Source organism: Luteimonas mephitis DSM 12574 (assembly GCF_000422305.1).
Taxonomy (GTDB): Bacteria; Pseudomonadota; Gammaproteobacteria; order Xanthomonadales; family Xanthomonadaceae; genus Luteimonas; species Luteimonas mephitis.
In genome coordinates this window covers 445,394-468,125 of record NZ_KE383816.1, presented here as the reverse complement: position 1 = coordinate 468,125, position 22,732 = coordinate 445,394, and the positions used below count along the sequence as shown (strand labels likewise).

25 protein-coding genes and 1 tRNA gene are annotated in these 22,732 nt (G+C 69.9%); 15 read left to right on the top strand and 11 right to left on the bottom strand.

Features of this window, described 5'->3' with window-relative positions:
* Positions 1-63: 63 nt before the first annotated feature.
* The 5 genes from H570_RS0112130 to H570_RS0112110 all read right to left on the bottom strand — a co-directional run bounded on the left by H570_RS0112130 (position 64) and on the right by H570_RS0112110 (position 5,368).
* Positions 64-918 carry an amidohydrolase family protein gene (locus H570_RS0112130; RefSeq protein WP_027080971.1) on the bottom strand — a complete coding sequence of 285 codons (855 nt, stop codon included), beginning with the start codon at positions 916-918 and terminating at the stop codon, positions 64-66.
* Positions 919-1,212: 294 nt separating this feature from the next.
* A complete protein-coding gene (locus H570_RS0112125; RefSeq protein ID WP_211219109.1) occupies positions 1,213-2,193 on the bottom strand; it encodes an FAD:protein FMN transferase in 981 nt (326 codons plus the stop codon).
* Entirely contained in the window at positions 2,177-4,402 is a 2,226-nt protein-coding gene (locus H570_RS0112120) for a PepSY domain-containing protein (RefSeq protein WP_027080969.1), read from the bottom strand. The genes H570_RS0112125 and H570_RS0112120 overlap by 17 nt, the downstream gene beginning before the upstream one ends.
* A 31-nt stretch (positions 4,403-4,433) precedes the next feature.
* The gene (locus H570_RS0112115; protein ID WP_027080968.1) at positions 4,434-4,904 is read right to left on the bottom strand and encodes a DUF2271 domain-containing protein; all 471 of its coding nucleotides are present in this window, start codon (positions 4,902-4,904) and stop codon (positions 4,434-4,436) included.
* Positions 4,905-5,044: 140 nt separating this feature from the next.
* Positions 5,045-5,368 carry a PepSY domain-containing protein gene (locus tag H570_RS0112110; RefSeq protein ID WP_027080967.1) on the bottom strand — a complete coding sequence of 108 codons (324 nt, stop codon included), beginning with the start codon at positions 5,366-5,368 and terminating at the stop codon, positions 5,045-5,047.
* 222 nt (positions 5,369-5,590) lie between these two features.
* On the opposite strand from H570_RS0112110, the gene dusA reads away from it, so the two are divergent.
* The 5 genes from dusA (at position 5,591) to H570_RS0112085 (ending at position 10,399) form a co-directional block, all read left to right on the top strand.
* Positions 5,591-6,625: a tRNA dihydrouridine(20/20a) synthase DusA gene (gene dusA, locus H570_RS17450; RefSeq protein ID WP_051176355.1), complete on the top strand. Its 1,035-nt coding sequence runs from the start codon at positions 5,591-5,593 to the stop codon at positions 6,623-6,625.
* The gene (locus tag H570_RS0112100; RefSeq protein WP_027080966.1) at positions 6,622-7,533 is read left to right on the top strand and encodes an arginine deiminase-related protein; all 912 of its coding nucleotides are present in this window, start codon (positions 6,622-6,624) and stop codon (positions 7,531-7,533) included. Before dusA ends, H570_RS0112100 begins: the two co-directional genes overlap by 4 nt.
* A gap of 124 nt (positions 7,534-7,657) precedes the next feature.
* Positions 7,658-8,083, top strand: coding sequence for a hypothetical protein (locus tag H570_RS18300; protein WP_156899959.1), 426 nt, complete (start codon positions 7,658-7,660; stop codon positions 8,081-8,083).
* A gap of 75 nt (positions 8,084-8,158) precedes the next feature.
* Complete coding sequence (locus tag H570_RS0112090; protein WP_027080965.1) at positions 8,159-8,845, top strand: response regulator transcription factor; 687 nt, start codon at positions 8,159-8,161, stop codon at positions 8,843-8,845.
* A gap of 168 nt (positions 8,846-9,013) precedes the next feature.
* On the top strand, positions 9,014-10,399 hold the full coding sequence (locus H570_RS0112085; protein WP_027080964.1) for an ATP-binding protein: 1,386 nt from the start codon (positions 9,014-9,016) through the stop codon (positions 10,397-10,399).
* Positions 10,400-10,477: 78 nt separating this feature from the next.
* Here H570_RS0112085 and H570_RS0112080 read toward each other — a convergent pair whose 3' ends face one another.
* Entirely contained in the window at positions 10,478-11,224 is a 747-nt protein-coding gene (locus H570_RS0112080; protein WP_027080963.1) for a M90 family metallopeptidase, read from the bottom strand.
* A gap of 28 nt (positions 11,225-11,252) precedes the next feature.
* Positions 11,253-11,537: a hypothetical protein gene (locus H570_RS0112075; RefSeq protein WP_051176353.1), complete on the bottom strand. Its 285-nt coding sequence runs from the start codon at positions 11,535-11,537 to the stop codon at positions 11,253-11,255.
* 245 nt (positions 11,538-11,782) lie between these two features.
* On the opposite strand from H570_RS0112075, the gene H570_RS0112070 reads away from it, so the two are divergent.
* From H570_RS0112070 to H570_RS0112040, 7 genes are all read left to right on the top strand, one after another.
* A complete protein-coding gene (locus tag H570_RS0112070) occupies positions 11,783-12,787 on the top strand; it encodes a biotin--[acetyl-CoA-carboxylase] ligase (RefSeq protein ID WP_027080961.1) in 1,005 nt (334 codons plus the stop codon).
* Positions 12,784-13,527, top strand: a complete 744-nt coding sequence (locus H570_RS0112065) for a type III pantothenate kinase (RefSeq protein ID WP_027080960.1) — start codon at positions 12,784-12,786, stop codon at positions 13,525-13,527. The genes H570_RS0112070 and H570_RS0112065 overlap by 4 nt, the downstream gene beginning before the upstream one ends.
* Positions 13,528-13,565: 38 nt before the next feature.
* The gene (locus H570_RS17440) at positions 13,566-14,351 is read left to right on the top strand and encodes an SPOR domain-containing protein (RefSeq protein ID WP_051176352.1); all 786 of its coding nucleotides are present in this window, start codon (positions 13,566-13,568) and stop codon (positions 14,349-14,351) included.
* A gap of 57 nt (positions 14,352-14,408) precedes the next feature.
* Positions 14,409-14,484 (top strand) — tRNA-Thr (locus tag H570_RS0112055).
* A 114-nt stretch (positions 14,485-14,598) separates the two neighbouring features.
* Positions 14,599-15,522, top strand: coding sequence for an arginase (gene rocF / locus H570_RS0112050; RefSeq protein ID WP_027080959.1), 924 nt, complete (start codon positions 14,599-14,601; stop codon positions 15,520-15,522).
* 297 nt (positions 15,523-15,819) lie between these two features.
* The gene (locus H570_RS18295; RefSeq protein WP_051176351.1) at positions 15,820-15,975 is read left to right on the top strand and encodes an entericidin A/B family lipoprotein; all 156 of its coding nucleotides are present in this window, start codon (positions 15,820-15,822) and stop codon (positions 15,973-15,975) included.
* Positions 15,976-16,263: 288 nt separating this feature from the next.
* A complete protein-coding gene (locus H570_RS0112040) occupies positions 16,264-16,464 on the top strand; it encodes a CsbD family protein (protein WP_027080958.1) in 201 nt (66 codons plus the stop codon).
* A 153-nt stretch (positions 16,465-16,617) separates the two neighbouring features.
* On the opposite strand, the gene H570_RS0112035 is transcribed toward H570_RS0112040, so the two are convergent.
* The gene (locus tag H570_RS0112035; protein WP_027080957.1) at positions 16,618-17,460 is read right to left on the bottom strand and encodes a hypothetical protein; all 843 of its coding nucleotides are present in this window, start codon (positions 17,458-17,460) and stop codon (positions 16,618-16,620) included.
* 122 nt (positions 17,461-17,582) lie between these two features.
* Between H570_RS0112035 and H570_RS0112030 the strand changes: the two genes are divergently transcribed.
* Complete coding sequence (locus H570_RS0112030; protein ID WP_027080956.1) at positions 17,583-18,929, top strand: tryptophan--tRNA ligase; 1,347 nt, start codon at positions 17,583-17,585, stop codon at positions 18,927-18,929.
* Positions 18,926-19,243: a hypothetical protein gene (locus H570_RS0112025; protein ID WP_027080955.1), complete on the top strand. Its 318-nt coding sequence runs from the start codon at positions 18,926-18,928 to the stop codon at positions 19,241-19,243. The genes H570_RS0112030 and H570_RS0112025 overlap by 4 nt, the downstream gene beginning before the upstream one ends.
* Before the next feature lie 31 nt (positions 19,244-19,274).
* Here H570_RS0112025 and H570_RS0112020 read toward each other — a convergent pair whose 3' ends face one another.
* The gene (locus tag H570_RS0112020; RefSeq protein WP_027080954.1) at positions 19,275-20,249 is read right to left on the bottom strand and encodes a hypothetical protein; all 975 of its coding nucleotides are present in this window, start codon (positions 20,247-20,249) and stop codon (positions 19,275-19,277) included.
* Position 20,250: 1 nt separating this feature from the next.
* On the bottom strand, positions 20,251-21,036 hold the full coding sequence (locus H570_RS0112015; RefSeq protein WP_027080953.1) for a M23 family metallopeptidase: 786 nt from the start codon (positions 21,034-21,036) through the stop codon (positions 20,251-20,253).
* A gap of 186 nt (positions 21,037-21,222) precedes the next feature.
* On the opposite strand from H570_RS0112015, the gene H570_RS0112010 reads away from it, so the two are divergent.
* Positions 21,223-22,161: an MBL fold metallo-hydrolase gene (locus H570_RS0112010; protein ID WP_027080952.1), complete on the top strand. Its 939-nt coding sequence runs from the start codon at positions 21,223-21,225 to the stop codon at positions 22,159-22,161.
* 111 nt (positions 22,162-22,272) lie between these two features.
* Here the strand turns inward: H570_RS0112010 and H570_RS0112005 are convergent, their stop codons facing one another.
* Entirely contained in the window at positions 22,273-22,656 is a 384-nt protein-coding gene (locus tag H570_RS0112005; protein ID WP_027080951.1) for a VOC family protein, read from the bottom strand.
* Positions 22,657-22,732 lie beyond the last annotated feature (76 nt).

Below are 22,732 nucleotides of genomic sequence, written 5' to 3'. Positions count from 1 at the left end.
CAGCCGTCCTGCGGCCGTTCCGCGCGCTTCGCGTTTACCGCCTTCGCGGGGATGAAGCTTTGTTCAGGCCTTCGCCGGCGCCCGCCGCAGCAGCTCCAGGGCGTTGCCGGCGCGGATCTTCGCCTTCTCCTCATCGGTCAGGTCGAGCTTCTCCAGCGCGTCCACCGCGTCGTCGAGCCCCATCTGCGGATAGTCCGAGCCGAGCAGCACGTGGTCGATGCCGACGTTGCGCAGCGTCCACACGAACTCCGCCTCGATCGGTGAATCGGCCGCCAGCAGCACCGGCCCGGAGATGTCGAAGTACAGGTTGTCCATCGCGAAACCGTCGGCCGTGCGGGCCAGCGCGAGGATGTTCCAGAACCGGAAGTTCAACCCGCCGATGTGGGCGAGGATGAACTTCGTTTCCGGCACCCGCACCACGAGGTTGAACAGCTTCTCGCTGTCCCCGGGCAGGATGTTGGCGTTGTCGGTCAGTACGACCATCCCGAGCTTGCCCGCGTGCCGCACCAGGGTTTCCACCCGCGGATCGGACACGTCGAAACGCTGCGTGTGGGCGTGGATCTTCAGGACACCGATCCCGGCCGCGGCAACGCGCTCGAGTTCGTCCAGCGCCGCCTGTCCGTCGTAGGGATGCACGGTGGCGATCGGCACCACCTCCGGGTGCTTCGCCGCCAGGGCGATCACGCTGTCGTTGCCGGCGCGAATCTCGTCGAGGTCGCCCTGCAGCGCCTGGTGCGGCCCGCCGAACCACATCGCGCCGAGTCCCGACAGTTCGATGCCGGCCGCCTCGGCCTCGGCCTCGTAGGCAAGCAGCGACTTCTCGCCGTCATGCAGGTGCACGTGCACGTCGAACACCGGCCCGGCCGCGGCGGCGGCTCCGGCCCACAGGAACGGCAGGATGGCCAGAATTCGCAACATGGTCGTCTCCGGAGGCGCGGGCGGCGAGTCTAGCAGCGCCGGGCGGCGGCCCGTCCCCGAGGCCGTCTCCACGCTGGAGACGCCGTGCCGGTCACGGTGAAGTGCCGCCTCGGCGTCGACGACGACCATCGCCATAGCGCGGAGACCGTCGCCGCGTTCGCGCGATTCGTCGAACAGCGCCCGCCGCGCGCGGAATGATCGAGGGCGGGAGCCCGCGCTGCCTCTGGGTCGACATGCGGCGACCGTTGCTGGATCCCGGAAGCCGTGCGGACGCCTTCGCGGGGCGATTCGTGCCTACGGCTCGCGCTGCCCGTCAACGATGGATATCTGCCGCAGGCCGTCGCCATCGTGCAGCACGAACAAGGCATTCATGCCGTGCCGCTGCGCCAGTTCCACGCCCGCGGTTTCACCCAGCACCAGCAACGCGGTGGCCCAGGCATCGGCCAGCATGCAGCTTGGCATCACCACCGTGACCGACGCGAGCCGGTTGCTTGCAGGCTGGCCGTCCAATGGGTTCATGGTATGGGCATGCTGCGTGCCGGCCAATTCGACCCGGTGTCGATAGTTGCCCGAGGTGGCGATGGCGGCATCTGCCAGCTCCATCACGCCCATGGCTTCGCGCACGCCGGCCACCGGCTTCTCGATGGCAATGGCCCAGGCCCGCCCGTCGGGCTTGTGGCCCCTCGCACGCATTTCCCCGTCGATGCCGACCAGGTAGCGGGTGATTCCAAGACCGTCCAGGCAGCTGGCCAGCGCATCCACGCCGTAGCCCTTGGCAATGCCCGAAAGATCCAGCGCGATCGGCGCGGATTTGCGGGCCCGCTTTTGAACCTGATCGATCTCCAGGATGTCGGATGCGGAGCGACGCACGCGCTGCTTCAGCGCGCCTATCCGGCTTTCATCCGGCACCGGCCCCGCGGGACCGAAACCCCAGGCATCGACGAGATCACCGACGCCGATGTCGAACGCGCCGTGCGACTGCACGCCAACGCGCAGGGCGGCGTCCAGGACCGCCATGAGTTCCCCGGGCAGGGCGATCCATTGTTGCGCGGGCGCCGCATTGAGGCGGCTCAGGTCCGAATCGGATTTCCAGGTGGACATCTGCCGGTCGACCTTGTCCACGGCCGCAAACAAGGCGGCGCCGACGGCGGATGCATCGATTCCGGCCCCGGCGAAGAAAACCGCGCTGTAGCGGGTGCCCATCGTCTCGCCGCTGAGGGCGTGGCGCTGCAGGGAGGGGAGGGATGGTTGCGGGGTTTCAGAAAACGTCTTCACGATAGCGTCCCTGCTTCTTCAGCGTCTGCACGTCGAGGCCCACGGTGGCGAGGATTTCATCCAGCGCCTGGGCGATGCCCTTTGCCATGCCGCGGCTGCCGCAGACCAGCACCTGGGCGCCGGCCGCAATCAGCTCGCGCATCTGCGGGGCGTCGCCGAGCACCTTGTCCTGCACGTAGGCGCCGTCCTTGACCCGGGAAAAGGCCGCGTGCAGCGCGGTGAGCCGGCCATCGGCCAGGTACGCGCCGAGTTCGGGCTCATAGAGGAAATCGGAGGCCGGGTCGCGCCCGCCCCAGTACAGGTACATCGGGTGTTTGCCGGTGTTGTTGCGGATGAAGCCGGCCAATGGCCCGATCCCGGTGCCGGAACCGATGAGGATGACGGCGGCCTTGCCCGACGCCGGGCGGAAGTCCGGGTGCAACTGGATGAATGCATCGATGCGCCCGCCAACGTCCAGGCCATGCAGGAACTGCGAACACACGCCATCGGGCAGCTTGCGCACGCAGATCTCCAGGAAGCCGTCACCCGACTTGCTGGCCAGCGAATAGAACCGCGGTATGGCGCTGCCGGGCGGCAGGATGCCGACCAGGTCGCCGACTTCGAAACGCGGCAGGCCATTGCCCCCGAGCAGGCGCGTCAGCCGGCCTGCAACGCCTTCGCGGGCGACCGCCCTGAAGCGCAGGATGCTGGTGGGGGCCTGTACCTCCTGGCCATAGTCGACGCGCTCGATCAGCTCGAAGCTGCGCGTCCGCGGGCGCACGGGCGTATGCAGCAAGCTCAGGTCGCGACCGAGTAGCTTGCCCACGGCGTTGCCCCAGCGGGTGAATGCCTGGCCCGATTGCCGGTCGATGGTCTCCAGGTCCAGCGACCGGTGCCAGCCCTGCGCGTGCAGGGCGGCGTCCGCGTCCCGGGCAAACCCGCAGAACTGCGGGAACTGGCGGTCGCCAAAACCCAGCACGGCAAAGCCGGTGTCGGGATTCACCTTGAGCCTCGGCAGGCGCGCCAGGAACCGCTGCGCCGAACTGGGCGGGTCGCCGTCACCGTAGGTGGCGGTGAGGACGAACAGCCACTTTGCCTGGCGATACTCGCTTGCCAGCTGGTTCATCGCGGCCGTATGCACGCGCAGGCCCGCCTGGGTCAGCGCGTCATGCAGGGTGGCGGCGAACCCCCACGTGCTGTTGTTTTCGCTTCCGACCAGGATGATGGCGTCGGCCGCTTGTGCGCCGCTGTTTCCGGCAATCCGCGGCATCGATCGCCGCCGCTGCCACCAGGTCAAGGTACCGGTCACGCTCATCAGGGGCACGCTGAGCGCGCACAGGCCCAGCAGCAGGCCAAGCCACCACAGGCCTTCGCCGGTGTGCAGCCGATGGATCCACTCGTGGGTGCTGCCGATGCCGTCATGCGGCAGGTAGGACAGGAGGGCGCCATTGACCGGATCGACGTACCCGTCGCCCTGGGTGGTCGACAGCGAATAGACGGCTGACGCGTCGCCCGGATAGGGGTAGACCAGTTCGCGGAAGTCACTCAGGTCGACTGCCTGCAGGGCCGGCAGTGCCGTGACCGCCGCCGCCGGACCGGTGGCCACGACGGATGGGAAGTCCGGATCGTTCTGCGCGCCATCGGGCATGAATTCGAAAGTGACCGCCGACATGTAGATGCCGGTCAGTGCCGAGAGCAGCAGCCCCAACACCACGATCCGCCCGACGTATGCGTGCCAGCGCTGCACCAGGGTGCCTCGCAATGGACCGGCAACGTGCCGCCAGCCGCCAAGCCGTTTCACCAGCAACACGATCCCGGAGATCGCCAGCATCAGCATGATCAGCGCCAGGATGCCCGCGGCCGCACGCCCGGGCGTGTCCAGCAGGAACGACCGGTGGAGGTTCTTCAGCCAGCGCGAGAATGCCGAGGGCACATGGGGTCCGATGCCCTGTCCGGTCAGCGGGTCGACCCGATCGACGCCAACCTGGCCGTCCCGGTCGTAGTACACCAGGATCGTGCCCGAGGGCGTGCGCTGGATCTGCTCCGCCCCGGGATAGTGCTGCGCAACCCGGCCGGCCAGCGTCGCCACGCTGAACTGGCCTCTGGCGGGCACCGTGGCGCCGAGTCGATCCAGCGCTGGATCGAGCGACAGGATGGCACCGCTGATCGCCAGCACCACGAGCAGCACGGCCGCAACCAGGCCAACCAGCGAATGCAGTTGACGCATCATCGCAGGGGGATGTCTTGCGGCCGGTTCGCGGTCACATGGTGTAGGTAAGGGACTTGACGTAACCGCGCCCGGCCACCGGCTTGCCGGCGCCTGCGGTGGTCAGCGGCGCACGCACTTCGCCGGGGTGGTCGCGCATGTCTTCGACCGCACTGTCCACGCGTATTTCGTAGCCCGCATCGATCAGCGCATCCGCCACTTCAACGGTTACCTTCAATGTGCGCCCACTGCCGACGCTGGCGCCGCTCACGCCATCGAACTCGCTGGCCTTCATGCCACTGCCGCGTGCCCAGTCGCGCAAATTCTTGTAGTACTTGGCCTTCTTGCCGGACACCCAGAGCGTCTTCTTGTACTGCCCCTTGGCGTCGGTCACGTAAATCGCCAGGTACGCGCCGTCGCCACCGTAATCCTTCATCTGGGTGGTCAAGGTCACCGGGCGCGCATCCGCCAGCGCTGGCAGTGCAAGGGCGCCAACCAGCAAAAGCGAAGCAGCTGTCTTGTTCATGGTGGATCTCCGGGTGGATGCAATGGCTGGTCGGTATTGCGAGCCGAAAGGGCGCGCTCGAGGCGGGTTTGAAGGCGATTCCATGGCGTTGGATGCAAGTGGCCCTGGCGCGGTTGCAGGCGTTCGCCAGGTTTGAATCGTCATTTGACTTTCCAGCTGCGGTCGAGATAGTCGGACGCTTCGCCGCCATCGCTGAAGTGGATTTCCAGCTCGCGGATCTGCAACGAGTCAGGCGCGTATCTGGCCTTGAACCTGTTGCCGAGGCGGTCCGTGCCCCTGACCTCGTAACAACCGTCATCCACCTTGATGCGCCGGACCGTCCAGCCGTGTTGCTCGACCTGTTGCCGTAGCACCTCTCGCGACTGCCACTCGCCGGCCGGAGCGACACAATCGCTGTCCGCCCAGGCGGCGCCGCTGACGAAGAGGCACGCCGTCACGATGGCTGCCAGAATTCGAGATTGCATGGTCATCTCCCGCCTTGAGTTTCCCCGCCGGATCCCTGCGCGTGCCGTCGATTCCCCTAATACATGGTGCCGACTGCAACGTCCACAAGCGCTGGCCTTCTCGATGAGAATGGAACCTGTTCAGCGATCCGAGGATGGCCGGGTTCACTGCCCGGCACGAATGGACCCGCCAATCGCGACCGGCGAGAATGGCGCCTTCCGCCCGCACGGCCCTGTTTTGAGATGACCGTCCCCGGCCAGCCGCCATCCAACCCGCAGCCCGACGGGGCCTGGCTGCGCCTGTCCGTTGCGCCGATGATGGACTGGACCGACACCCACTGCCGCGTGTTCCACCGGCTGCTGGCGCCGCATGCGCGGCTGTACACGGAGATGGTGCATGCGAACGCGGTGATCCACGGCGATCGCGACCGGCTGCTGGCGCTGGATCCGCTCGAGCATCCGGTGGCGCTGCAGCTCGGCGGCAGCGAGCCGGTGCTGCTGGCGCAGGCGGCGGTGATCGGGGCGGAGGCGGGTTTCGACGAGATCAACCTCAACTGTGGCTGCCCGTCCGACCGGGTGCAGGCCGGGCGCTTCGGCGCCTGCCTGATGCGTGAACCCGGGCTGGTGGCCGAATCGGTGGCGGCGATGATCGAAGCGGTGTCGGCGCTTGAGAAACCGGTGCCGGTGACCGTGAAGTGCCGGCTCGGCGTCGACGACGACCATCGCTACGAGGTGTTCCGCGATTTCGTCGACCGGGTCGCCGCGGCCGGCTGCCGCATGTTCGTGGTCCACGCGCGCAACGCCTGGCTCAAGGGCCTGAGCCCGAAGGAGAACCGCGAGGTGCCGCCGCTGCGCTACGACTGGGCCTACGCGCTCAAGCGCGAGCGGCCGGAGCTGGCGGTGGTCGTCAACGGCGGAATCGCCACGCAGGAAGAAGCCACCGCGCACCTCGACCACGCCGACGGCGCGATGCTCGGCCGTGCCGCGTACCACGACCCTTACCTGCTGCACCGGCTCGACGTGGCCTGGTTCGGCGGGCAACTGCGCACGCGCGGCGAGCTGCTGCGCGCGCTGCGGCCGTACGTGGAGGCTCAGCTGGCCCGGGGCGTGTTCCTCAAGCACATCACGCGCCACCTGCTCGGCCTGTTCCACGGCGAGCGCGGCGGGCGCGCGTTCCGGCAGGTGCTCAGCGAAGGCGCGCACCGGCCGGGCGCCGACTGGTCGCTGGTCGAGGCGGCGCTCGCGCTGACCGAACACAGTGAGCAGGCGGCGGCATGATCACCCGCGACGCGCGTGCGTTCCTCGACTTCGCCCGCGGCTGCGCGCCGGACTTCGGCCCGGTCACCGCGAAGGCCGCGTTCCTGGTGTCGCCCGACGGCTTCGCCCGCGCCGACGAGTCGGCCAGCGACAACCGCTACATGGCCGACGCCGGCGGTTTCGACGCGGCGCGCGCCGGGGCCCAGCACCGAGGCCTGCAGGCGGCGCTGTCATCGGTGCTGCCGACGCTGTGCTTCGCTGGCAATCCGGCGGCGCCCGACGGACTGTTCCCGAACAACGTCTTTGCCACCGCGCCGGGCCGGCTGGTGGTCGGGCGGATGCGCCATCCCGTGCGCCAGCGCGAAGCCGGGCGCAATGACATCCGCGGCTTTTTCCGCGACACGCTGGGCTACGTGGAAGCCGACCTGTCGACCCAGCCGCACCCCTGCGAGCTGACCGGCGCGCTGGTGATCGACCGCGCCCGCGGCCTGGGCTTCTGCGGCCTGTCCGAGCGCTGCGACGAGGCCGGCGCGCGGCTGATGCACGCCGCCTTCGGCCTGCGTGCGACCTTGATGTTCGACCTGGCGCCGGGCGAGTACCACACCAACGTGGTGCTGGCGGTGCTGGCGGGGCGGGCGGCGCTGGTGTGCCCGGGCGGATTTGCCGAGCCGGCCGCGGTGGAGGCAATCGCCGCGCTGTACGCGCCGCACGCAGCGATGCTGGCGCCAGCCGAGCACGCCGCGTTCGCGGGCAATGCCATTTCCGCCTCGTCCGGCACCGCCTGGATGAGCGCCGGCGCGGCGGCAGCGCTGTCGGCGGCCAGCCGCGATGTGCTGGACGGTGCCGGTTTCGACCTGCGCCCGGTGCCGCTGGACGCCATCGAAGCGGCCGGCGGATCGTTGCGCTGCTGCGTGGCCGAGATCTACTGAGGTGCGACCGCGACTGAATGCCCCTGCCTGGAAAAACGAAAAGTTAAGGCCTGTTCACCGCATCCTTTCGAGAATCATCGTCCCCATTGTCCCGTCAGGCACCACGCCCGGAGTCTTGCAGATCATGTCCATCCGTCCGTTCCTCCTGCCATTGATCGCTGCCGGCATGCTGTCGCTGGCCAGCGCGGGTGCGTGGGCGCAGGACTCGGGGCGCGGCCATGACCGCGGCCAGACCGGCCAGGGCGACCGCGGTGGAAGGGGTGACGCCGTGCGCGACGCACCCCGGCAGAGGCCGATGATGGGCGAAGCCCGGCCACCCGAGCCCCGGCAGCAGGAAGCGCGGCGGCAGCGCCGCGACGACGAGATGGCCGATTCGGTGCGCAGGATCGAGCGCAGCACCCGCGGCCGGGTCATCAACGCCGAGCGCGTGCAGTCCGATGGCCGCGACGTCAACCGCATCAAGGTGATGGACGAGCGTGGCCGCATCCGCGTCTACATGGACGACCCGCAGCAGCGCAATCGCCCCCCTACACGCGATGACGACAACTGAGCTTCCAAGCTTCCACAAAGCAAGACACATCGACCGGGCACGGTTGCCCTCGAACCATCACCTCTGGAGTAGCCGATGCGAATCCTCCTCGTCGAAGACGAAGCCCCGTTGCGTGAGACCCTCGCCGCGCGCCTGAAGCGCGAGGGCTTTGCGGTGGATGCCGCGCAGGATGGCGAGGAAGGCCTGTACATGGGCCGCGAGGTGCCGTTCGACGTCGGCATCATCGACCTCGGCCTGCCGAAGATGTCGGGCATGGAGCTGGTCAAGCAGCTGCGCGAGGAAGGCAAGCAGTTCCCGGTGCTGATCCTCACCGCGCGGTCGAGCTGGCAGGACAAGGTCGACGGCCTCAAGCAGGGCGCCGATGATTACCTGGTCAAGCCGTTCCACGTCGAGGAGTTGCTGGCGCGCGTCAACGCGCTGGTGCGCCGTGCCGCCGGCTGGAGCAAGCCGACGCTCGAATGCGGCGCGGTGGTGCTCGACCTTGCCGCGCAGACGGTCACGGTCAACGGCAGCAACGTCGACCTGACCAGCTACGAGTACAAGGTGCTCGAGTACCTGATGATGCATGCCGGCGAGCTGGTCTCGAAGGCCGACCTGACCGAGCACATCTACCAGCAGGACTTCGACCGCGACTCCAACGTGCTCGAGGTCTTCATCGGCCGGTTGCGCAAGAAGCTCGATCCGGACGGCGTGCTCAAGCCGATCGAGACCGTGCGCGGCCGCGGCTACCGCTTCGCCATCCCGCGCAGCAACGAAGGCTGAAACCCCGCCGCGTCGCGGCCATAATCCACCCAGGCCCACGCCGCCGCGACCATCGCCGGCGGCGTGGCACGCGACATCCGCAACCACCGCGAGGCGCCGTTGCCTGGACGATCCGACAAGCACGACACCGGGCAGCGCAAGCCGTTGCTGCCGTGGCGGCCGCGTTCGCTGCAGGCGCGCCAGCTCATGGCCGCGAGTCTGGGCCTGGTCGCCTTCCTCGCGCTTGCCGGGTATGCGCTCGACCGCGCCTTCGTCGACGTCGCCGGCCAGGTGCAGCGCGATCGCCTCAAGGCCTACGCCTACAATTACGTCGGCGGCGTCGAGTTCTTCCGCAATGGCGACATCTTCGTGCCCGAAGTGCCGCCGGACCCGCGCTTCGACCAGCCCGGCAGCGGGCTGTACGCGGTGATCGTGCTGGCCGACGGCCAGCAGTCGTGGCAGTCGATGTCCACCCGCGGCCCGCAGTTGCCCGACGCGGAACTGCTGGCGCCGAACCAGGAGGAGTTCCGCGGCCCGCTGCCGATCGTCAAGACCAACGGCGAGCCGGGCGAGGTGTTCCGCTACGGCATCGGCGCCGCGGCGGTGCAGGACAGCAGCAGCGAGGTCGAGATCGAACGCCCCTACACGGTCTACGTGATGGAGGACGAAGGCACGCTGGCGCGCCAGGTGCGCGTGTACCGCACGGCGCTGTGGGGCTACCTCGGGGTTGCCGGCGTGGTGCTGCTGTTGCTGCAGACGTTCGTGCTGCGCTGGAGCCTGTGGCCGCTGCGCAACGTGGTCAGCGAACTCAAGCGCGTGCAGCGCGGCCAGGCCAACCGCATGAGCGAGCATCATCCGCGTGAGCTGCAGCCGCTGACCGACAGCATCAACGCGCTGGTCGAGAGCGAGCGCGAGAACCTAGACCACCAGCGCAACACGATGTCCGACCTGGCCCACAGCCTGAAGACGCCGCTGGCGGTGCTGCGCACGCGCCTGGACAACGGCGCCAGCGAAGCCGAACTGCGCGAAGAGGTCGACATCCAGGTGCGGCGCATGAACGACCTGGTGGGTTACCAGCTCGGGCGCGCGGCGTCCGCCGGCCACAAGCTGTTCGCCGCGCCGGTGGCGATCGAGCCACACGCCGAGCAGATCGTGCGCGGGCTGGAGAAGATCTACGCCGGCAAGGGCGTGATCTGCGAATTCGAGATCGACGAGGGCGTGCAGTTCTACGGCGAGCTCGGCGACCTGCAGGAACTGCTCGGCAACCTGCTCGAGAACGCCTTCAAGTGGGCGAAGTCGCGGGTGCTGCTGACCGCGGGCCCGGGCGCCAGCCAGCCCAACCGGCGGCCGGGCCTGGTGCTGGTCGTCGACGACGACGGCCCGGGCATTCCCGAGGACCGGATCGCGTATGTCCTGCAACGCGGCGTCCGCGGCGACGAGCGGGTGCAGGGCCACGGCATCGGCCTGTCGATCGTGCAGGACCTGGTGCGCAGCTATCGCGGCGAACTGAGCGTCGGGCCCTCGCAGGAACTGGGTGGCGCACGCTTCCAGGTGACGCTGCCGCCGGGACTGTAGGTTCGTTAGTCCCGCGTAGGAGCGCCCGATGGGCGCGATGCGTTGCCCGCAAACGACAATCGCGCCCATGGGGCGCTCCTACGCCAGCGGTGGTTTTCCGTACAGACGCGCGAGGTGGTCGGCCACCCGCGGCATCGCGCGCCGCAGCGTCGCAGGATCGCTGAAGTGATACTCGCTGCACACCGCGAAGAACTCCTCCGGCGCCTCGGCCGCGTATGCGTCGATGGCGGTGCGTCGGCCGCGGTCGACCTGGGCGACGAAGCCGTCGAACGCGGCCTGGAAATCCCGCGCCCATTCGCGCTGCCACGGGCGCGGCAGCGGCGGTGTGCCGTCGAGCGCGCCGTCGAGCGCGTCGAGCTTGTGCGCCATCTCGTGCACCGCGACGCAAAAGCCCGCGTCCGGTTCGTCGAGGTCGGCCTGCACGTCGGCCCACGACAGGATCAGCGGGCCACTGTCCCAGGCTTCGCCGATCAGCTCGTCCTCCCACTCGTGCAGTACGCCGGCCGCGTCGACGTGGCTGCGGTTCACGCGGAAGGCGTCGGGATAGACGATCAGCTGCGACCAGCCGCGCAGGCCCTGTTCGCCGAACTCCAGCAGCGGCAGGCAGCACACGGCGGCCAGCGTCATGCGCGCGGCGTCGTCGAGTTCGAGCCCGCCGACCGGCGTGATCGCCTTGTCGCGCAGGAAGCGCGCGGCCAGTGCCTGCAGGCGTGCGTCGCGTGCGTCGTCGAGTGCACCGATCCAGCGTGCGCGACGGCGCACGCCGGCCCACAGGGTCGGGTCGGGCGGGGAAGGCGGGTTGCCTGCGAACAGGCGGCGGATCAACGCACGCAAATGCAGGGCAGGCGCACGGTCAGCGGAACATGCCAGGCAGGAAGCTGTGCCAGCGCGGCGGCCGGATGTCGCCGATGGTGTCGCTTGCGCGCTGCACGCCCGGCTTGGCCTTGGCCGGCTTGACCGCGTGGGTCGCGGGCTTGGCGCTGGCGGGACGGACGCTGTTGTTGTCGTCCTGCGTCGTTGCGTCGTCCTGGCAGGTGCCGCCGCCGTCGCCGTTCGCGCTCAGCATGCGGATGTCGTGCGCGGCCAGCGGCAGGCTGGCGCACAGCAGCAACAGGGAGAGGGCGAGTCGGATGGACATGGGGGGATCCTTGGCCGGAGCCGCGATCAGGGGCGGACTATACCTTGGATGCCGCCGCCATGCAGACGGTTGCATGCTGCGTCGCAGCAGGCGCGGACGCCATTCGCCGGCGCGGCGAGCAGGGGCCGACCGGGTCACCGATAATCGCCCGATGCCGGACTGCGAACGCCTCCCCAGCCCTCATGCCACGTGCCCGTCGGTGATGCCGCGGCCGCGACCATCCCTCACGCGCCGCCGCGCCGCCGATGAGCGGTGAGCGCGCGCTGCTGCAGCGCCTGATCGCCGGTCCCGTGTCCGGCGATACGCTGGCGCGCGAGAACGGCGAGACCCGCGCCGCGGTGTGGAAACGCATCGAGGGCCTGCGCGAAGCCGGGGTTGCGATCGAGGCGCGCGCCGGCCGCGGCTACGCGCTGGCGCAGCCGCTGGACCTGCTCGATGCCGATGCCATCGTGCTGGCGATGCCGGACGCCGCGCGCGCACGGCTCGCCCGGCTGGAAGTGGCCTGGTCGATCGATTCCACCAATGCCGAACTGCTGCGCCGCGAAACTCCGCGCGACGGCGTGGCGGTGCTGCTGGCCGAACGCCAGACCGACGGCCGCGGCCGCCGCGGCCGCCACTGGGCCTCGCCGCTGGCGGCCAATCTCTACCTGTCGCTGGCGCGCGGTTTCGACGGTGGCCTGGCGCGGCTGGGCGGGCTGAGCCTGGTGGCCGGCGTCGCTGCGGCCGAGGCGCTGCGCGCGCTGGGGCTGGGCGACGTGCGGTTGAAGTGGCCCAACGACCTGGTGGTTGTCGAAGATGATCGCGCCAGGTCGGGGCAGGCGCTGCGCAAGCTCGGTGGATTGCTGGTGGAGGGCGGCGGCGAACACGCCGGGCCGGTGCGCGCGGTGATCGGCCTCGGCCTCAACGTGCGCATGCCGGCCACGCACGGCCGCGCCATCGGCCAGCCGTGGATCGACCTGGCCGCGCTGGCGCCCGGGCGGCTGCCGTCGCGCAACGCCATCGCCGCTGCGCTGCTGGCGGCGCTGCTGCCGGCGCTGGAACAATTCGACCGCGACGGCCTGCCGGGCTTCCTGCCGCGCCATGGCGAACTCGATGCGCTCGCCGGCCGCGCCATCGTGCTGCACGGCGGCGACGGCGATCGCGCCGGCACCGCGCTCGGCCTCGCCGCGGACGGCGCGCTGCGGGTGCGCCTCGATGACGGCCAGGTGCGCGCCTTCCACGCCGGCGAAGTCAGCGTGAGGCCGCGATGAACCGCTGGCTGTTCGATCTGGGCAACACCCGGCTCAAGTGCGCGCCGGTGGACGCCGCCGGCCGCATCGGCACGGTGCGCGCGCTCGCGCACGACGGTGTTCGGTTCGACGAGGGATTGGCGGCCGCGCTGCCTGCGCGCTTCACGGACGCCTGCGTGGCGAGCGTTGCATCGGAGAGTTTGCGCGCCGAGCTGCTCGACGCACTGGCGCAGCGCTGCGGGCGAATTTCGCTGGCCTGCACGCAGCGCCGGTTCGGCGACGTGGCGATCGCCTACGCGCAGCCCGCGCGGCTCGGCGTCGATCGTTTCCTCGCCCTGCTCGGCGCGCGCGCGCGCGGCGCCGAAGCGGCGCTGGTCGTGGGCGTGGGTACCGCACTCACCATCGACTGGCTGGACGCCGACGGCCGCCATCGCGGCGGGCGCATCGCGCCGTCGCCGATGCTGATGCGCGAGGCCTTGCACGCACGCGCTGCGCACCTGCCGGTCGACGGCGGCGATTACGCCGAGTTCGCCGATGACACCGACGATGCGCTCGATTCTGGTTGCACCGGTGCCGCGCTGGCGCTGGTCGAGCGCAGCCTGCAGGTCGCGCAGGCGCAAGCCGGGGCAGTGCCGCGGCTGTTGCTGCACGGCGGCGGCAGCGACGCGCTGCGCCCGCGGCTGCCGCACGCGATCGATGCGCCTGCGCTCGTGCTTGAAGGCCTCGCGCAGTGGGCGAAGGCAGCCGACGCGCCTGCGTGACGCGTGCGATCGCGGCGACCGGCCTCTAGAATCGCGGCATGCTCGCACGCGCCCTGATCGTCCTGCTGGTGGTATTGAACCTTGGCGTTGCCGCCTGGTGGATGGCGCGCGACGAAACCGCGCCCGCGGCGGTCGCGGTCGAACCACCGGCCGGTGTCGCGCGCCTGCAATTGCTGCGCGAGCGCACGCCTGCAGCGGCCGCATCGCGACCCTCGGTCGTGCCGGCGCCGGACGCGCCGGCGCCCACGGCACAACCGGCTGCGCCAACTGCCGAAGCCCCGGCGCATGGAATGCCTGCCACCGCGCCGCCCGCTGCCGCCACGGACGTCGATGTCGCCACGCACTGCTACGCGCTCGGGCCGTTCTCCGATGCCGGCAAGGTGGCTGCGGCACAGCGCCAGCTGCAGCCGCGCATGGCGCGCCTGCACGTGCGTGAGGTGGTCTCGGCCAAGCGCCGCGACTGGCGCGTGTGGCTGCCGCAGCAGGCCGACCGCGCGGCCGCGCAGGCGCTGGTCGAGCGGATCAGCGCCGCCGGCTTCAGCGACTATTACATCGTCGCCTCGGGCGACGAGGCCAACAGCATTTCGCTGGGCCGCTACGGCAGCGAGGAATCGGCCCGGCGCCGCCAGGCCGCGCTGCAGGCGGCCGGATTCCCCGACGTGCGCGCCGACGCACTGGGGGACGCGCCGGCCTCGGCCACCTGGATCGACGTCGCCAGCAGCGCGCCGCTGGCCGAGGCCGACGGCAAGGCGCTCGGCGCGCAGCGGGTCGAGCCGATCGACTGCGATACCGTGCCGGCCGCGCCCGTGGCCGCGTCGCGCTAGGCTAGAATGCCGCCCGCGTCGCGGTGATCCCTGCCGCGCCGATTGCACCGGAACCATGCCGGCATAGCTCAGTTGGTAGAGCAACCGCCTTGTAAGCGGTAGGTCCCCAGTTCGAACCCGGGTGCCGGCACCATTCCGCCAGAACGGATGGCGAGCATCGCCTCTCCCTGGCTCGCCTGCCCGGCTGCCGCGCATCCGTCATCCCTGCCTGCCGGGAGCGACAGGCAAAACCAGAACGGAGTCCGACATGAGCCGCAGCTATCCCCCCGTTTCGATCTTCGGCGCACCGACCGACATCGGCGCCGGTACCCGCGGCACCCGCATGGGCCCGGAGGCGCTGCGCGTGGCCGGGCTGGTGGAGGCACTTGCCGCGCGCGGCATCGACGTGCTCGACCGCGGCAACGTCGAGGGGCCGCGCAACCCGTGGCTGCCGCCGGTCGACGGCTATCGCCATCTCGACGAAGTCGTGGCGTGGAACCGCGCGGTGCTGGAGGCCTCGACGCGCGAACTCGACGCCGGTCGCCTGCCGATCCTGCTCGGCGGCGACCATTGCCTGGCGGTGGGTTCGATCGCCGCGGTTGCCGCGCACTGCCGCAAGCAGGGAAAGAAGCTGCGGATCCTGTGGCTGGACGCGCATACCGATTTCAACACCCATGACATCACCCCTTCGGGCAATGTCCACGGCATGCCGGTGGCCTGCCTGTGCGGCATCGGCCCGAAGGCGCTGACCGCGCTGGGCGGACACGTGCCGGAGATCGAGCCGGCGCAGATCCGCCAGATCGGCATCCGCTCGGTCGACCAGGAGGAGAAGCGCCTGGTCAAGCAGCACGCGCTCGACATCTACGACATGCGCTACATCGACGAAGTCGGCATGAAGCGGGTGATGGAAGAAGCGCTGGCGGGCGTAGACGCCGACACCCACCTGCACGTGAGCTTCGACGTCGACATGCTCGATCCTTCCATTGCACCGGGCACCGGCACCAAGGTCCCCGGCGGGGTCAACTACCGCGAGGCGCAGCTGATCATGGAAATGATCGCCGACAGCGGGCGCATGGGATCGTTGGACATCGTCGAGGTCAACCCCATCCTGGACGACGGCAACGCCACCGCGGAACTGGCCGTGGACCTGGTCGAGAGCCTGTTCGGCAAGTCGACCTTGATGCGCGACTAGCGCTTCGGGTCGACCCGCGGAAGCGGCGATCCGCGGAACGAATGCGCGGCCGGCCGCGGGCGATGCGGTTCGCGTCCCGGCGTGCGCAGCGATGCGGATGACCATGCGATGAAGGCGCTTTTTCACCCGGTTCGGGCATGCCTGCGACGCGGAACATGATGCCCGCCTGACCGGGATTGTCCGATTGCGCAGCCCGGTGCCCGATTGCACGCGGCATTCACACCCGGATGGGGTTTCATTCACGACGGGGGCCGCACACTTGCCCCGTGGTCCATCCCCTTCGTACAGGAGAGATCCATGAAGCGCATCGTTTCCCTTGCTTTGCTCGCACTGTTTTCCATGAACTTCCTCGTGGCCTGCAACACCGTGAAGGGTGCGGGCAAGGACGTGGAGAAGGTTGGCGAGAAGGTCCAGCAGTCGGCCGACGATACCGGTGCGACCGATCCGCGCTGATCGCGCGAACAGATGGAAGGAACGGGCCGGCATTGCCGGCCCGTTCTGTTTCCGCCCCGGCGTTTCAGCCTTGCGGGAGCGGCCTGCGCCGCGGGCATTTCGTCCGGCATGTCATCGTCCAGGTGCGCGGCCGAGGCCGTCGATCTGCAAGTGCATCCAGTGCATCCATGCGGATCCGCGAAACTGAAGCGTTCAATGAATTGAAATCACGCGTAACGACTTGCGCACATGCCATGAAGGCGCTGCCTGCGAAGCTGGCGCCGTCACCAACGACGCAAGGAGTACGCAATGAACAACGACATCATCGCCGGCAAGTGGAAGCAGCTGAAGGGCAAGGCCCAGGCCAAGTGGGGCGACCTGACCGACGACGTGTTCGATGTGGCCGCAGGCGACAGCAAGTACCTGAGCGGCAAGCTGCAGGAACGCTACGGGTGGGATCGCGATCGCGCCGAGCGCGAAGTCGACGAGTTCGGCAAGACGCTCAGCTGAGTGTTCCACATGCGGGAATGAACGACGGGCCGGCGCAAGCCGGCCCTTTTTTCGTAGAAGCGGCCCATGGCCGCGAGCTTTTCCCGACAATCCATGCGACCCGAAAAGCTCGCGGCCATCGGCCGCTCCTGCCAAGTGCATGTGGTCAGGCCATCATGGATCGGGCACGAATCCGCGCGGGAACGCGCGCGGTACCTGCACGACCGGCCGGTGCTGCCAGTCGCGGCGCGGCAGGATGCCGAGCGCGAGCAGGCGCCGGGGCGCGTCGTAGCGCAGTTCGGATAGCTGCGACGGCCGCGCGCCGTCGCGAACGAAGCCGGTGCGCGACGCCGGCGCCCATTCGCGCGCGCCGTGGCCGGTGCCGATCTGCTGGCGGGCCGCGCTTGCGGTGGGTGGCGCGCGTGAGGGGAGCACGTCGTTCGCGGCTCCCGATTCCGCCACGCCCGCTTCGTCGCGGGCTTCGTACGGTGACTGCGGGGATGCGGCGCGCGGATAGGGAGGCGGAAAGTCCGGCGATACCAGCACCTCGGCCGGCCGTCGCTCACGGAACACCGCGATGCCGATCACGCCGACGTTGCCGGGCCGTCCGGTGCGCGCGGCATAGCTGTCGGCGAGATCGGTGAAGCGGAACTGCGCGACTTCCTGCAGCGACTTGCGCCAGCCACCGATCTCGGCGCTCTGCCACGGCTCCAGCACGTAGCCGCCCTGCGACGGATCCGCATCTTCGCCGGTGACTGCGTTGACGCCGTCGACCGACAGCACCACCAGCACCCGTTCGCCGCTGGTGTTGGCCAGGCGGATGGCATAGCGGTGGCCGGGCACGCCGGCCAGCCAGCGCTCGCCGCGGTGGTGATACTGCGGCAGCACGGTGCCGTCGTCGCGGTCGACGAGGGATATGTCCACCAGCGTGCGCGCCGACGCGGGCAGGCAGGCGAGGGCGGCGAGCAACACCGCGCAGCAGGACTGCAGGATTGGCGACATCGGGACTTGCGACATGGCCGGTCTCCGTGGGTGGGGACCGTGGAAACGCGCCGGGGCGGGCCGTGGGGTTGCCCGGGCCGCGGACCCCGTGAACGGCGCCGGGCTAAAATGACCGCCACGCAAGCCCCGGCCCCGACATGACTCCCCGCAAGACCCGCATCCTCACTGGCATCACCACGTCCGGCACGCCGCATCTTGGCAACTACACCGGGGCGATCCGCCCGGCGGTGGCCGCCTCGCGCGCGCCCGACGCGGAGAGCTTCTACTTCCTCGCCGACCTGCACGCACTGGTGAAGGTGCAGGATCCGGCGCGCGTGCAGCGTTCGACCCTGGAAATCGCCGCGACCTGGCTGGCCTGTGGACTCGATCCGGGCGAGGTGTGGTTCTACCGCCAGTCCGACATCCCCGAAATCACCGAACTGACCTGGATGCTGACCTGCGTGGCGGGCAAGGGCATCCTCAACCGCGCGCATGCCTACAAGGCCGCGGTCGACCGCAACCGCGCCGACGGCGAGGACGACGATGCCGGGATCAACGCCGGGTTGTTCATGTACCCGGTGCTGATGTCGGCCGACATCCTGCTGTTCAACGCCGACAAGGTGCCGGTGGGCCGCGACCAGATCCAGCACATCGAGATGGCGCGCGACTTCGGCCAGCGCTTCAACCACCTGTACGGCGGACCGGCGGGGAAACAGTATTTCCGGCTGCCGGAGGTGGTGATCGAGGAGAACGTGGCCACGCTACCGGGCCTCGATGGCCGCAAGATGTCGAAGAGCTACGACAACACCATCCCGCTGTTCGCGCCGCGCGCGACGCTGCGCAAGCTGATCGCATCGATCGTCACCGATTCGCGCGCGCCGGGCGAACCCAAGGATGCGGACGCCTCCAACGTGTTCCAGCTGTACCGCGCGTTTGCCGGCGTCGATGAAACCGCGGCGATGCGGCGCGAGTTCGAGCAGGGGATTGGCTGGGGCGATGCCAAGCAGCAGCTGTTCGAGCGCATCGACTCGGAAGTCGCGCCGCTGCGCGAGCGCTACGAAACGCTGATGGCCGAGCCGCACAAGATCGAACGCCTGCTGCGCGACGGTGCGCAGCGCCTGCGTGAACGCCACGCCACGCCGCTGCTGCGCGAACTGCGCGCGGCGGTGGGCCTGCGCGACCTGTCGCAGGCGGCCGGTGGCAAGCGCAAGGCGGCGGCCAAGGCGGCGACGCCGCAGTTCAAGCAGTACCGCGAGGGCGACGGCCGCTTCCATTTCAAGCTGGTCGATGCCGACGGCGCGTTGCTGCTGCAGGGCCCGGGATTCGAATCGGCGCGCGAAGCCGGTCAGCTGGTCGCGCGGCTCAGGCAGGGTGCCGGCGCGGGGCTGCGCGCGGAGTCCGGCGCGGTCTGGCTCGACGACGAGGCAGTCGGTGAACTGGCCGACGGCGTTGCGCTTGAGGATGTCACCGCCGCGCTGTCCGGCTTTGCGGACGGCGACGCGTGAGCCCGCAGGTCGACCTCAACCTTGGCCTGATCCTGTTCCTGCCCTGGTTCCTGATCCTGGGCGTGCTGTTCTGGATGTTCCCGCGCCAGCCGCGCCACGCACTGCGGCGGCTGTTCGACCTCGGCAGCCTGGCGCTGGCGACGGCTGCGTTCATGGCCTCGCTGCACTGGGCGCACGGGTACGCCAATCCTCAGCACGGCCACATGTGGCGGCAGATCCTGGCCACGTCGGTCGGCTACGGGGTGTTCCTCGGCGTGCTGCTGCTGGCCATCGTGGTGCGCTGGCGGCTGTGGCGTCGACGCGTCGACGCCTGAGGCCGCACACGATGCGCTGAGCTGAGATCGGTCAGGGCCCGTGCCCCGGCCCGGGCGCCGCTTCGCTGGCCGCCGGTCCCGTTTCAACGGCAACGCGCCGATACAGTTCGTATTCGTCGCGGTCGAGCGGAAAGGCCTGCAGCGCGAACACCGCTGCCGCGCGCTGGTCGCGCTCGATGGCGTCGTTGCCGGCCATCTCCAGCAGGGCGGCCTTCAATCGTGGCGAATGCGCCAGCGTGGCATTCACCCCGGCGATGGCCGCCTGCTGCACCTGCGGTTCCGGGTCGAGCATCGCCGCGTACAGCACCGGCTCCATGTCGGCCTGCCGGTCCCACTGGGTGGACTGCAGCACGCTGCTGGCGCGCACGCCGGGATCGGCGTGGCTGCGCAGGCGCGCCAGGCGCCCGGCGATCGGTGCCGCGTCCTCCACCGGCAGCACCGCCGGCGTAAGCGCGTCGACCAGCTGCCGGAGCATCTGCGGGTCGCGCTCGGCGTCGATCTGGCGCAACAGCAGTTCGCGGACCGGCGCGCGGTCGAGCGGGAACGCCTGCAGCAGCTGCAGGCCATCGCGGCGCGACCGCGGATCCGGATCGTCGGCCAGGCGCAGCGCGAAACCCATGACCTCGTCGTTGGCGGCGCTCTGCAGCACGGCCAGCAGCGCGCCGCGGCGGTCCGGGTCGGTTTCGCCCGCATGGCGGGCCATCAGTTCGCGCAGGTAGTCCGGGTCGCGCAGCGCGCGGGTGCTTTCGCTGCCGAGGTCGTCGCCGACCGGGGCTGCCGTGGCCGCGCGGAGCGCGCGCGTGGATCGCAATGGAGGCGCGGCAAGTGGAACCGCCGCCTCCGGCGACGCCGCCGCGTCGACGCCAGCCGATGCCCGGTGCCCGGCGAACCGGCTGCCGACCAGCGCGCCGCCGAGCGCCGCGGCGAGCAGGGCGACCAGCATCGCAGGCGGCCGCAGCGCGCGGGGGCGCTGCGCAGGCGCGGCATCGGCATGCGCGACGGGCATGTCAGCAGTCTGGCGCGACGCGCCCGTCCGAGCCCGTGTACGTGTAGGCATCGGGGATGTAGCGGCCGCTGCCGATCCGGTTCCACAGCTTGCTGGTGCCGTAGGTGCCGGTGATCGACTGGCCGTACTTCTGGCAGTAGATGGTCACGCGTGCGCCGTCGGCGAGGCTGCCCACGATGGCGTAACTGGTGCTGGCGCCGGCGCGGACGTTGAGGTTGGCGCCGCTGGTGTTGACCGTGCCGGACGCCGCGCCGCCGCTGCCGCCGCAGTTCTTGCTGGTGTAGGTCTTCTTCGCGTAATACGGGATCTGCGCGCCGTTCCATCGGATCTTCTGCACCGAGCCGTTGTAGCGCTCCTCGAAGTGCAGGTGCGGGGCGAGGTTGTACTTGGCGCTGGAGCGGCCCACCGTGCCGATCTTCTGGCCGCGCTTGACGGTCGCGCCCTTCGATACCGAACGCGAGTTGAGGTGTGCGTACAGCGTTTGCCAGCCGCCGCCGTGGTTGATGACGATGTAGTTGCCGTAGCCGGTGGTCGTCGAATAGGCCGACGTGGACACGGTCCCGCCATACGCGGCGACCACGGTGTCGCCGAGGTCGGAGTCGGGATTCGGGCCGCGGTTGAGGTCGACGGCGTAGGCGGGGCTGTGGCCGCTCCACGTACTGCCGACCCAGGCCTGGCCGCAGGGAAACGGCATCTGGAACGCGGGTGCGGCCTGCGCAGCCACGGCGGCGGAGGCGAGGATGGCGCAGGCGGCAAGCCGGGCCAGGAAACGATGATGTCGGTCCACGGTGAGTTCCCCTTGCTGGTGTGGCGCGGGCGCGCGCCTGTGGGTTCGCACTCCCCGATGTGCGCCTTCGACGCTAGTCGGCGACCCGGGCACGCGGTAGCTGGGGTGCACCCTTGGTCGCATGGCCGTCCTTCATGCGCAGTCCTAGACTGGCGGGCCCTGACTCGCTGCGTGCAGACCATCGGCATGGATTCCCGCTCCCACGGCATCACCACCATCGACACCGGCTACGGCGACCGGCCGCGGTTCTGCGCGGCCTATCTGGTCGTGCAGGACGGGCGCGCGGCATTCATCGACTGCGGCAGCAACGACAGCGTGCCGCGGATGCTGGCTGCGCTCGAAGCGCAGGGGCTGGCGCGCGACGCGGTGGACTGGCTGATCCTCACCCACGTCCACCTCGACCACGCCGGCGGCGCCGGCGCGCTGATGCGCGAGCTGCGCAACGCGCGGCTGGTGGTGCATCCACGCGGTGCACCGCACATGATCGATCCGTCGAAGCTGGTGGCCGGCGCAACGGCGGTCTACGGCGAGGCGGCGTTCGCGCGCCACTACGGCACGCTGCTGCCGGTCCCGAGCGAGCGCGTGGTCGAGGCCACCGACGGCCACGTCGTCAAACTCGCCGAACGGCCGCTGCTGTGCGTGGACACGCCGGGGCACGCGCGCCACCACATCGCGGTGTGGGACGCCGCCAGTCGCGGCTGGTTCAGCGGCGATATCTTCGGCCTGTCGTACCGCGAGTTCGACACCGCGCAGGGCGCGTTCATCGTGCCGACGACGTCGCCGGTGCAGTTCGATCCCGGCGAGATGCGCGCATCGTTGCGGCGGATGCTGGCGGCCGAACCGGCCGCGGTGTACCTGACCCACTACGGCCGCGTCGACGAAGTGCAGCGGCTCGGCGCGGACCTGCTGGAGCAGGTCGACGCGATGGTCGCGCTGGCGCGCGAATGCGACGCCGATCCGGCGCGGCACGCGCGGCTGGTCGCGGCGTTGACCGCGCTGTACGTCGAACGCGCGCGCCGCCACGGCGTGGCCGGCGCGCAGGTGCGCGTGCCCCAACTGCTGGCGATGGACATCGACCTCAACGCGCAGGGGCTGGAAGTCTGGCTGGACCACGCGAAACGCTGATCCTGCCTATCCCCGAGGCGGGTCAACCGTGCGGCGGGAACGTGGTCCGGGCGGCGTGGCCCCCGGCCTGGCTGCGGCCAGGGGCCCTGGGCGAGGCGTCGCGAGTTGCGCCTAGTCCCAGCGGTTGAGGTGCGGGCCGAACGGTTCGCGCTGCTGGCGCACCACGCAGAAGCGGTGCCCGCTGGGCGCTTCCATCACCCACCAGCGTTTGCAGAACTTGATCCGCTTCGCGCCGAGCTTCTCCAGGCGGGCGGCTTCGGCTTCGATGTCGTCGGTCTCGATGTCGAGGTGGATGCGGCTGTCGTGATCGACCTTCTGCAGCAGGATCATCGGCTCGTCGGCCTCGGTGCGCAGTTCGGCGTACTTGCCGTCGCCGTCCTGGTCGACGGTGACGATCGGCTTGCCGAGCGCCTTGCTCCAGAATTCCGCGTGCGGGGCGAGGTCGTCGACCTTGCAGTCGATCATCAGGTTGGACAGGCGGCTGTGGTGCGGCATGGCGGGAGTCCCCGGTTCGGGTTCGAGGGAAGGGGCCGGCGCGGCAGTCCGTGCAGCCTGCGCGGCGGACCGGGCG

What these genes read in the sequence shown, in the direction of transcription:
- H570_RS0112130 (WP_027080971.1), bottom strand. Translation starts at nt 918, where the DNA reads ATGTTGCGAATTCTGGCCATCCTGCCGTTCCTGTGGGCCGGAGCCGCC.
- H570_RS0112120 (WP_027080969.1), bottom strand. Translation starts at nt 4,402, where the DNA reads ATGATGCGTCAACTGCATTCGCTGGTTGGCCTGGTTGCGGCCGTGCTG.
- H570_RS0112115 (WP_027080968.1), bottom strand. Translation starts at nt 4,904, where the DNA reads ATGAACAAGACAGCTGCTTCGCTTTTGCTGGTTGGCGCCCTTGCACTG.
- H570_RS0112110 (WP_027080967.1), bottom strand. Translation starts at nt 5,368, where the DNA reads ATGCAATCTCGAATTCTGGCAGCCATCGTGACGGCGTGCCTCTTCGTC.
- dusA (WP_051176355.1), top strand. Translation starts at nt 5,591, where the DNA reads ATGACCGTCCCCGGCCAGCCGCCATCCAACCCGCAGCCCGACGGGGCC.
- H570_RS0112100 (WP_027080966.1), top strand. Translation starts at nt 6,622, where the DNA reads ATGATCACCCGCGACGCGCGTGCGTTCCTCGACTTCGCCCGCGGCTGC.
- H570_RS18300 (WP_156899959.1), top strand. Translation starts at nt 7,658, where the DNA reads ATGTCCATCCGTCCGTTCCTCCTGCCATTGATCGCTGCCGGCATGCTG.
- H570_RS0112090 (WP_027080965.1), top strand. Translation starts at nt 8,159, where the DNA reads ATGCGAATCCTCCTCGTCGAAGACGAAGCCCCGTTGCGTGAGACCCTC.
- H570_RS0112075 (WP_051176353.1), bottom strand. Translation starts at nt 11,537, where the DNA reads ATGTCCATCCGACTCGCCCTCTCCCTGTTGCTGCTGTGCGCCAGCCTG.
- H570_RS0112070 (WP_027080961.1), top strand. Translation starts at nt 11,783, where the DNA reads ATGAGCGGTGAGCGCGCGCTGCTGCAGCGCCTGATCGCCGGTCCCGTG.
- H570_RS0112065 (WP_027080960.1), top strand. Translation starts at nt 12,784, where the DNA reads ATGAACCGCTGGCTGTTCGATCTGGGCAACACCCGGCTCAAGTGCGCG.
- H570_RS17440 (WP_051176352.1), top strand. Translation starts at nt 13,566, where the DNA reads ATGCTCGCACGCGCCCTGATCGTCCTGCTGGTGGTATTGAACCTTGGC.
- rocF (WP_027080959.1), top strand. Translation starts at nt 14,599, where the DNA reads ATGAGCCGCAGCTATCCCCCCGTTTCGATCTTCGGCGCACCGACCGAC.
- H570_RS18295 (WP_051176351.1), top strand. Translation starts at nt 15,820, where the DNA reads ATGAAGCGCATCGTTTCCCTTGCTTTGCTCGCACTGTTTTCCATGAAC.
- H570_RS0112040 (WP_027080958.1), top strand. Translation starts at nt 16,264, where the DNA reads ATGAACAACGACATCATCGCCGGCAAGTGGAAGCAGCTGAAGGGCAAG.
- H570_RS0112035 (WP_027080957.1), bottom strand. Translation starts at nt 17,460, where the DNA reads ATGTCGCAAGTCCCGATGTCGCCAATCCTGCAGTCCTGCTGCGCGGTG.
- H570_RS0112030 (WP_027080956.1), top strand. Translation starts at nt 17,583, where the DNA reads ATGACTCCCCGCAAGACCCGCATCCTCACTGGCATCACCACGTCCGGC.
- H570_RS0112020 (WP_027080954.1), bottom strand. Translation starts at nt 20,249, where the DNA reads ATGCCCGTCGCGCATGCCGATGCCGCGCCTGCGCAGCGCCCCCGCGCG.
- H570_RS0112010 (WP_027080952.1), top strand. Translation starts at nt 21,223, where the DNA reads ATGGATTCCCGCTCCCACGGCATCACCACCATCGACACCGGCTACGGC.
- H570_RS0112005 (WP_027080951.1), bottom strand. Translation starts at nt 22,656, where the DNA reads ATGCCGCACCACAGCCGCCTGTCCAACCTGATGATCGACTGCAAGGTC.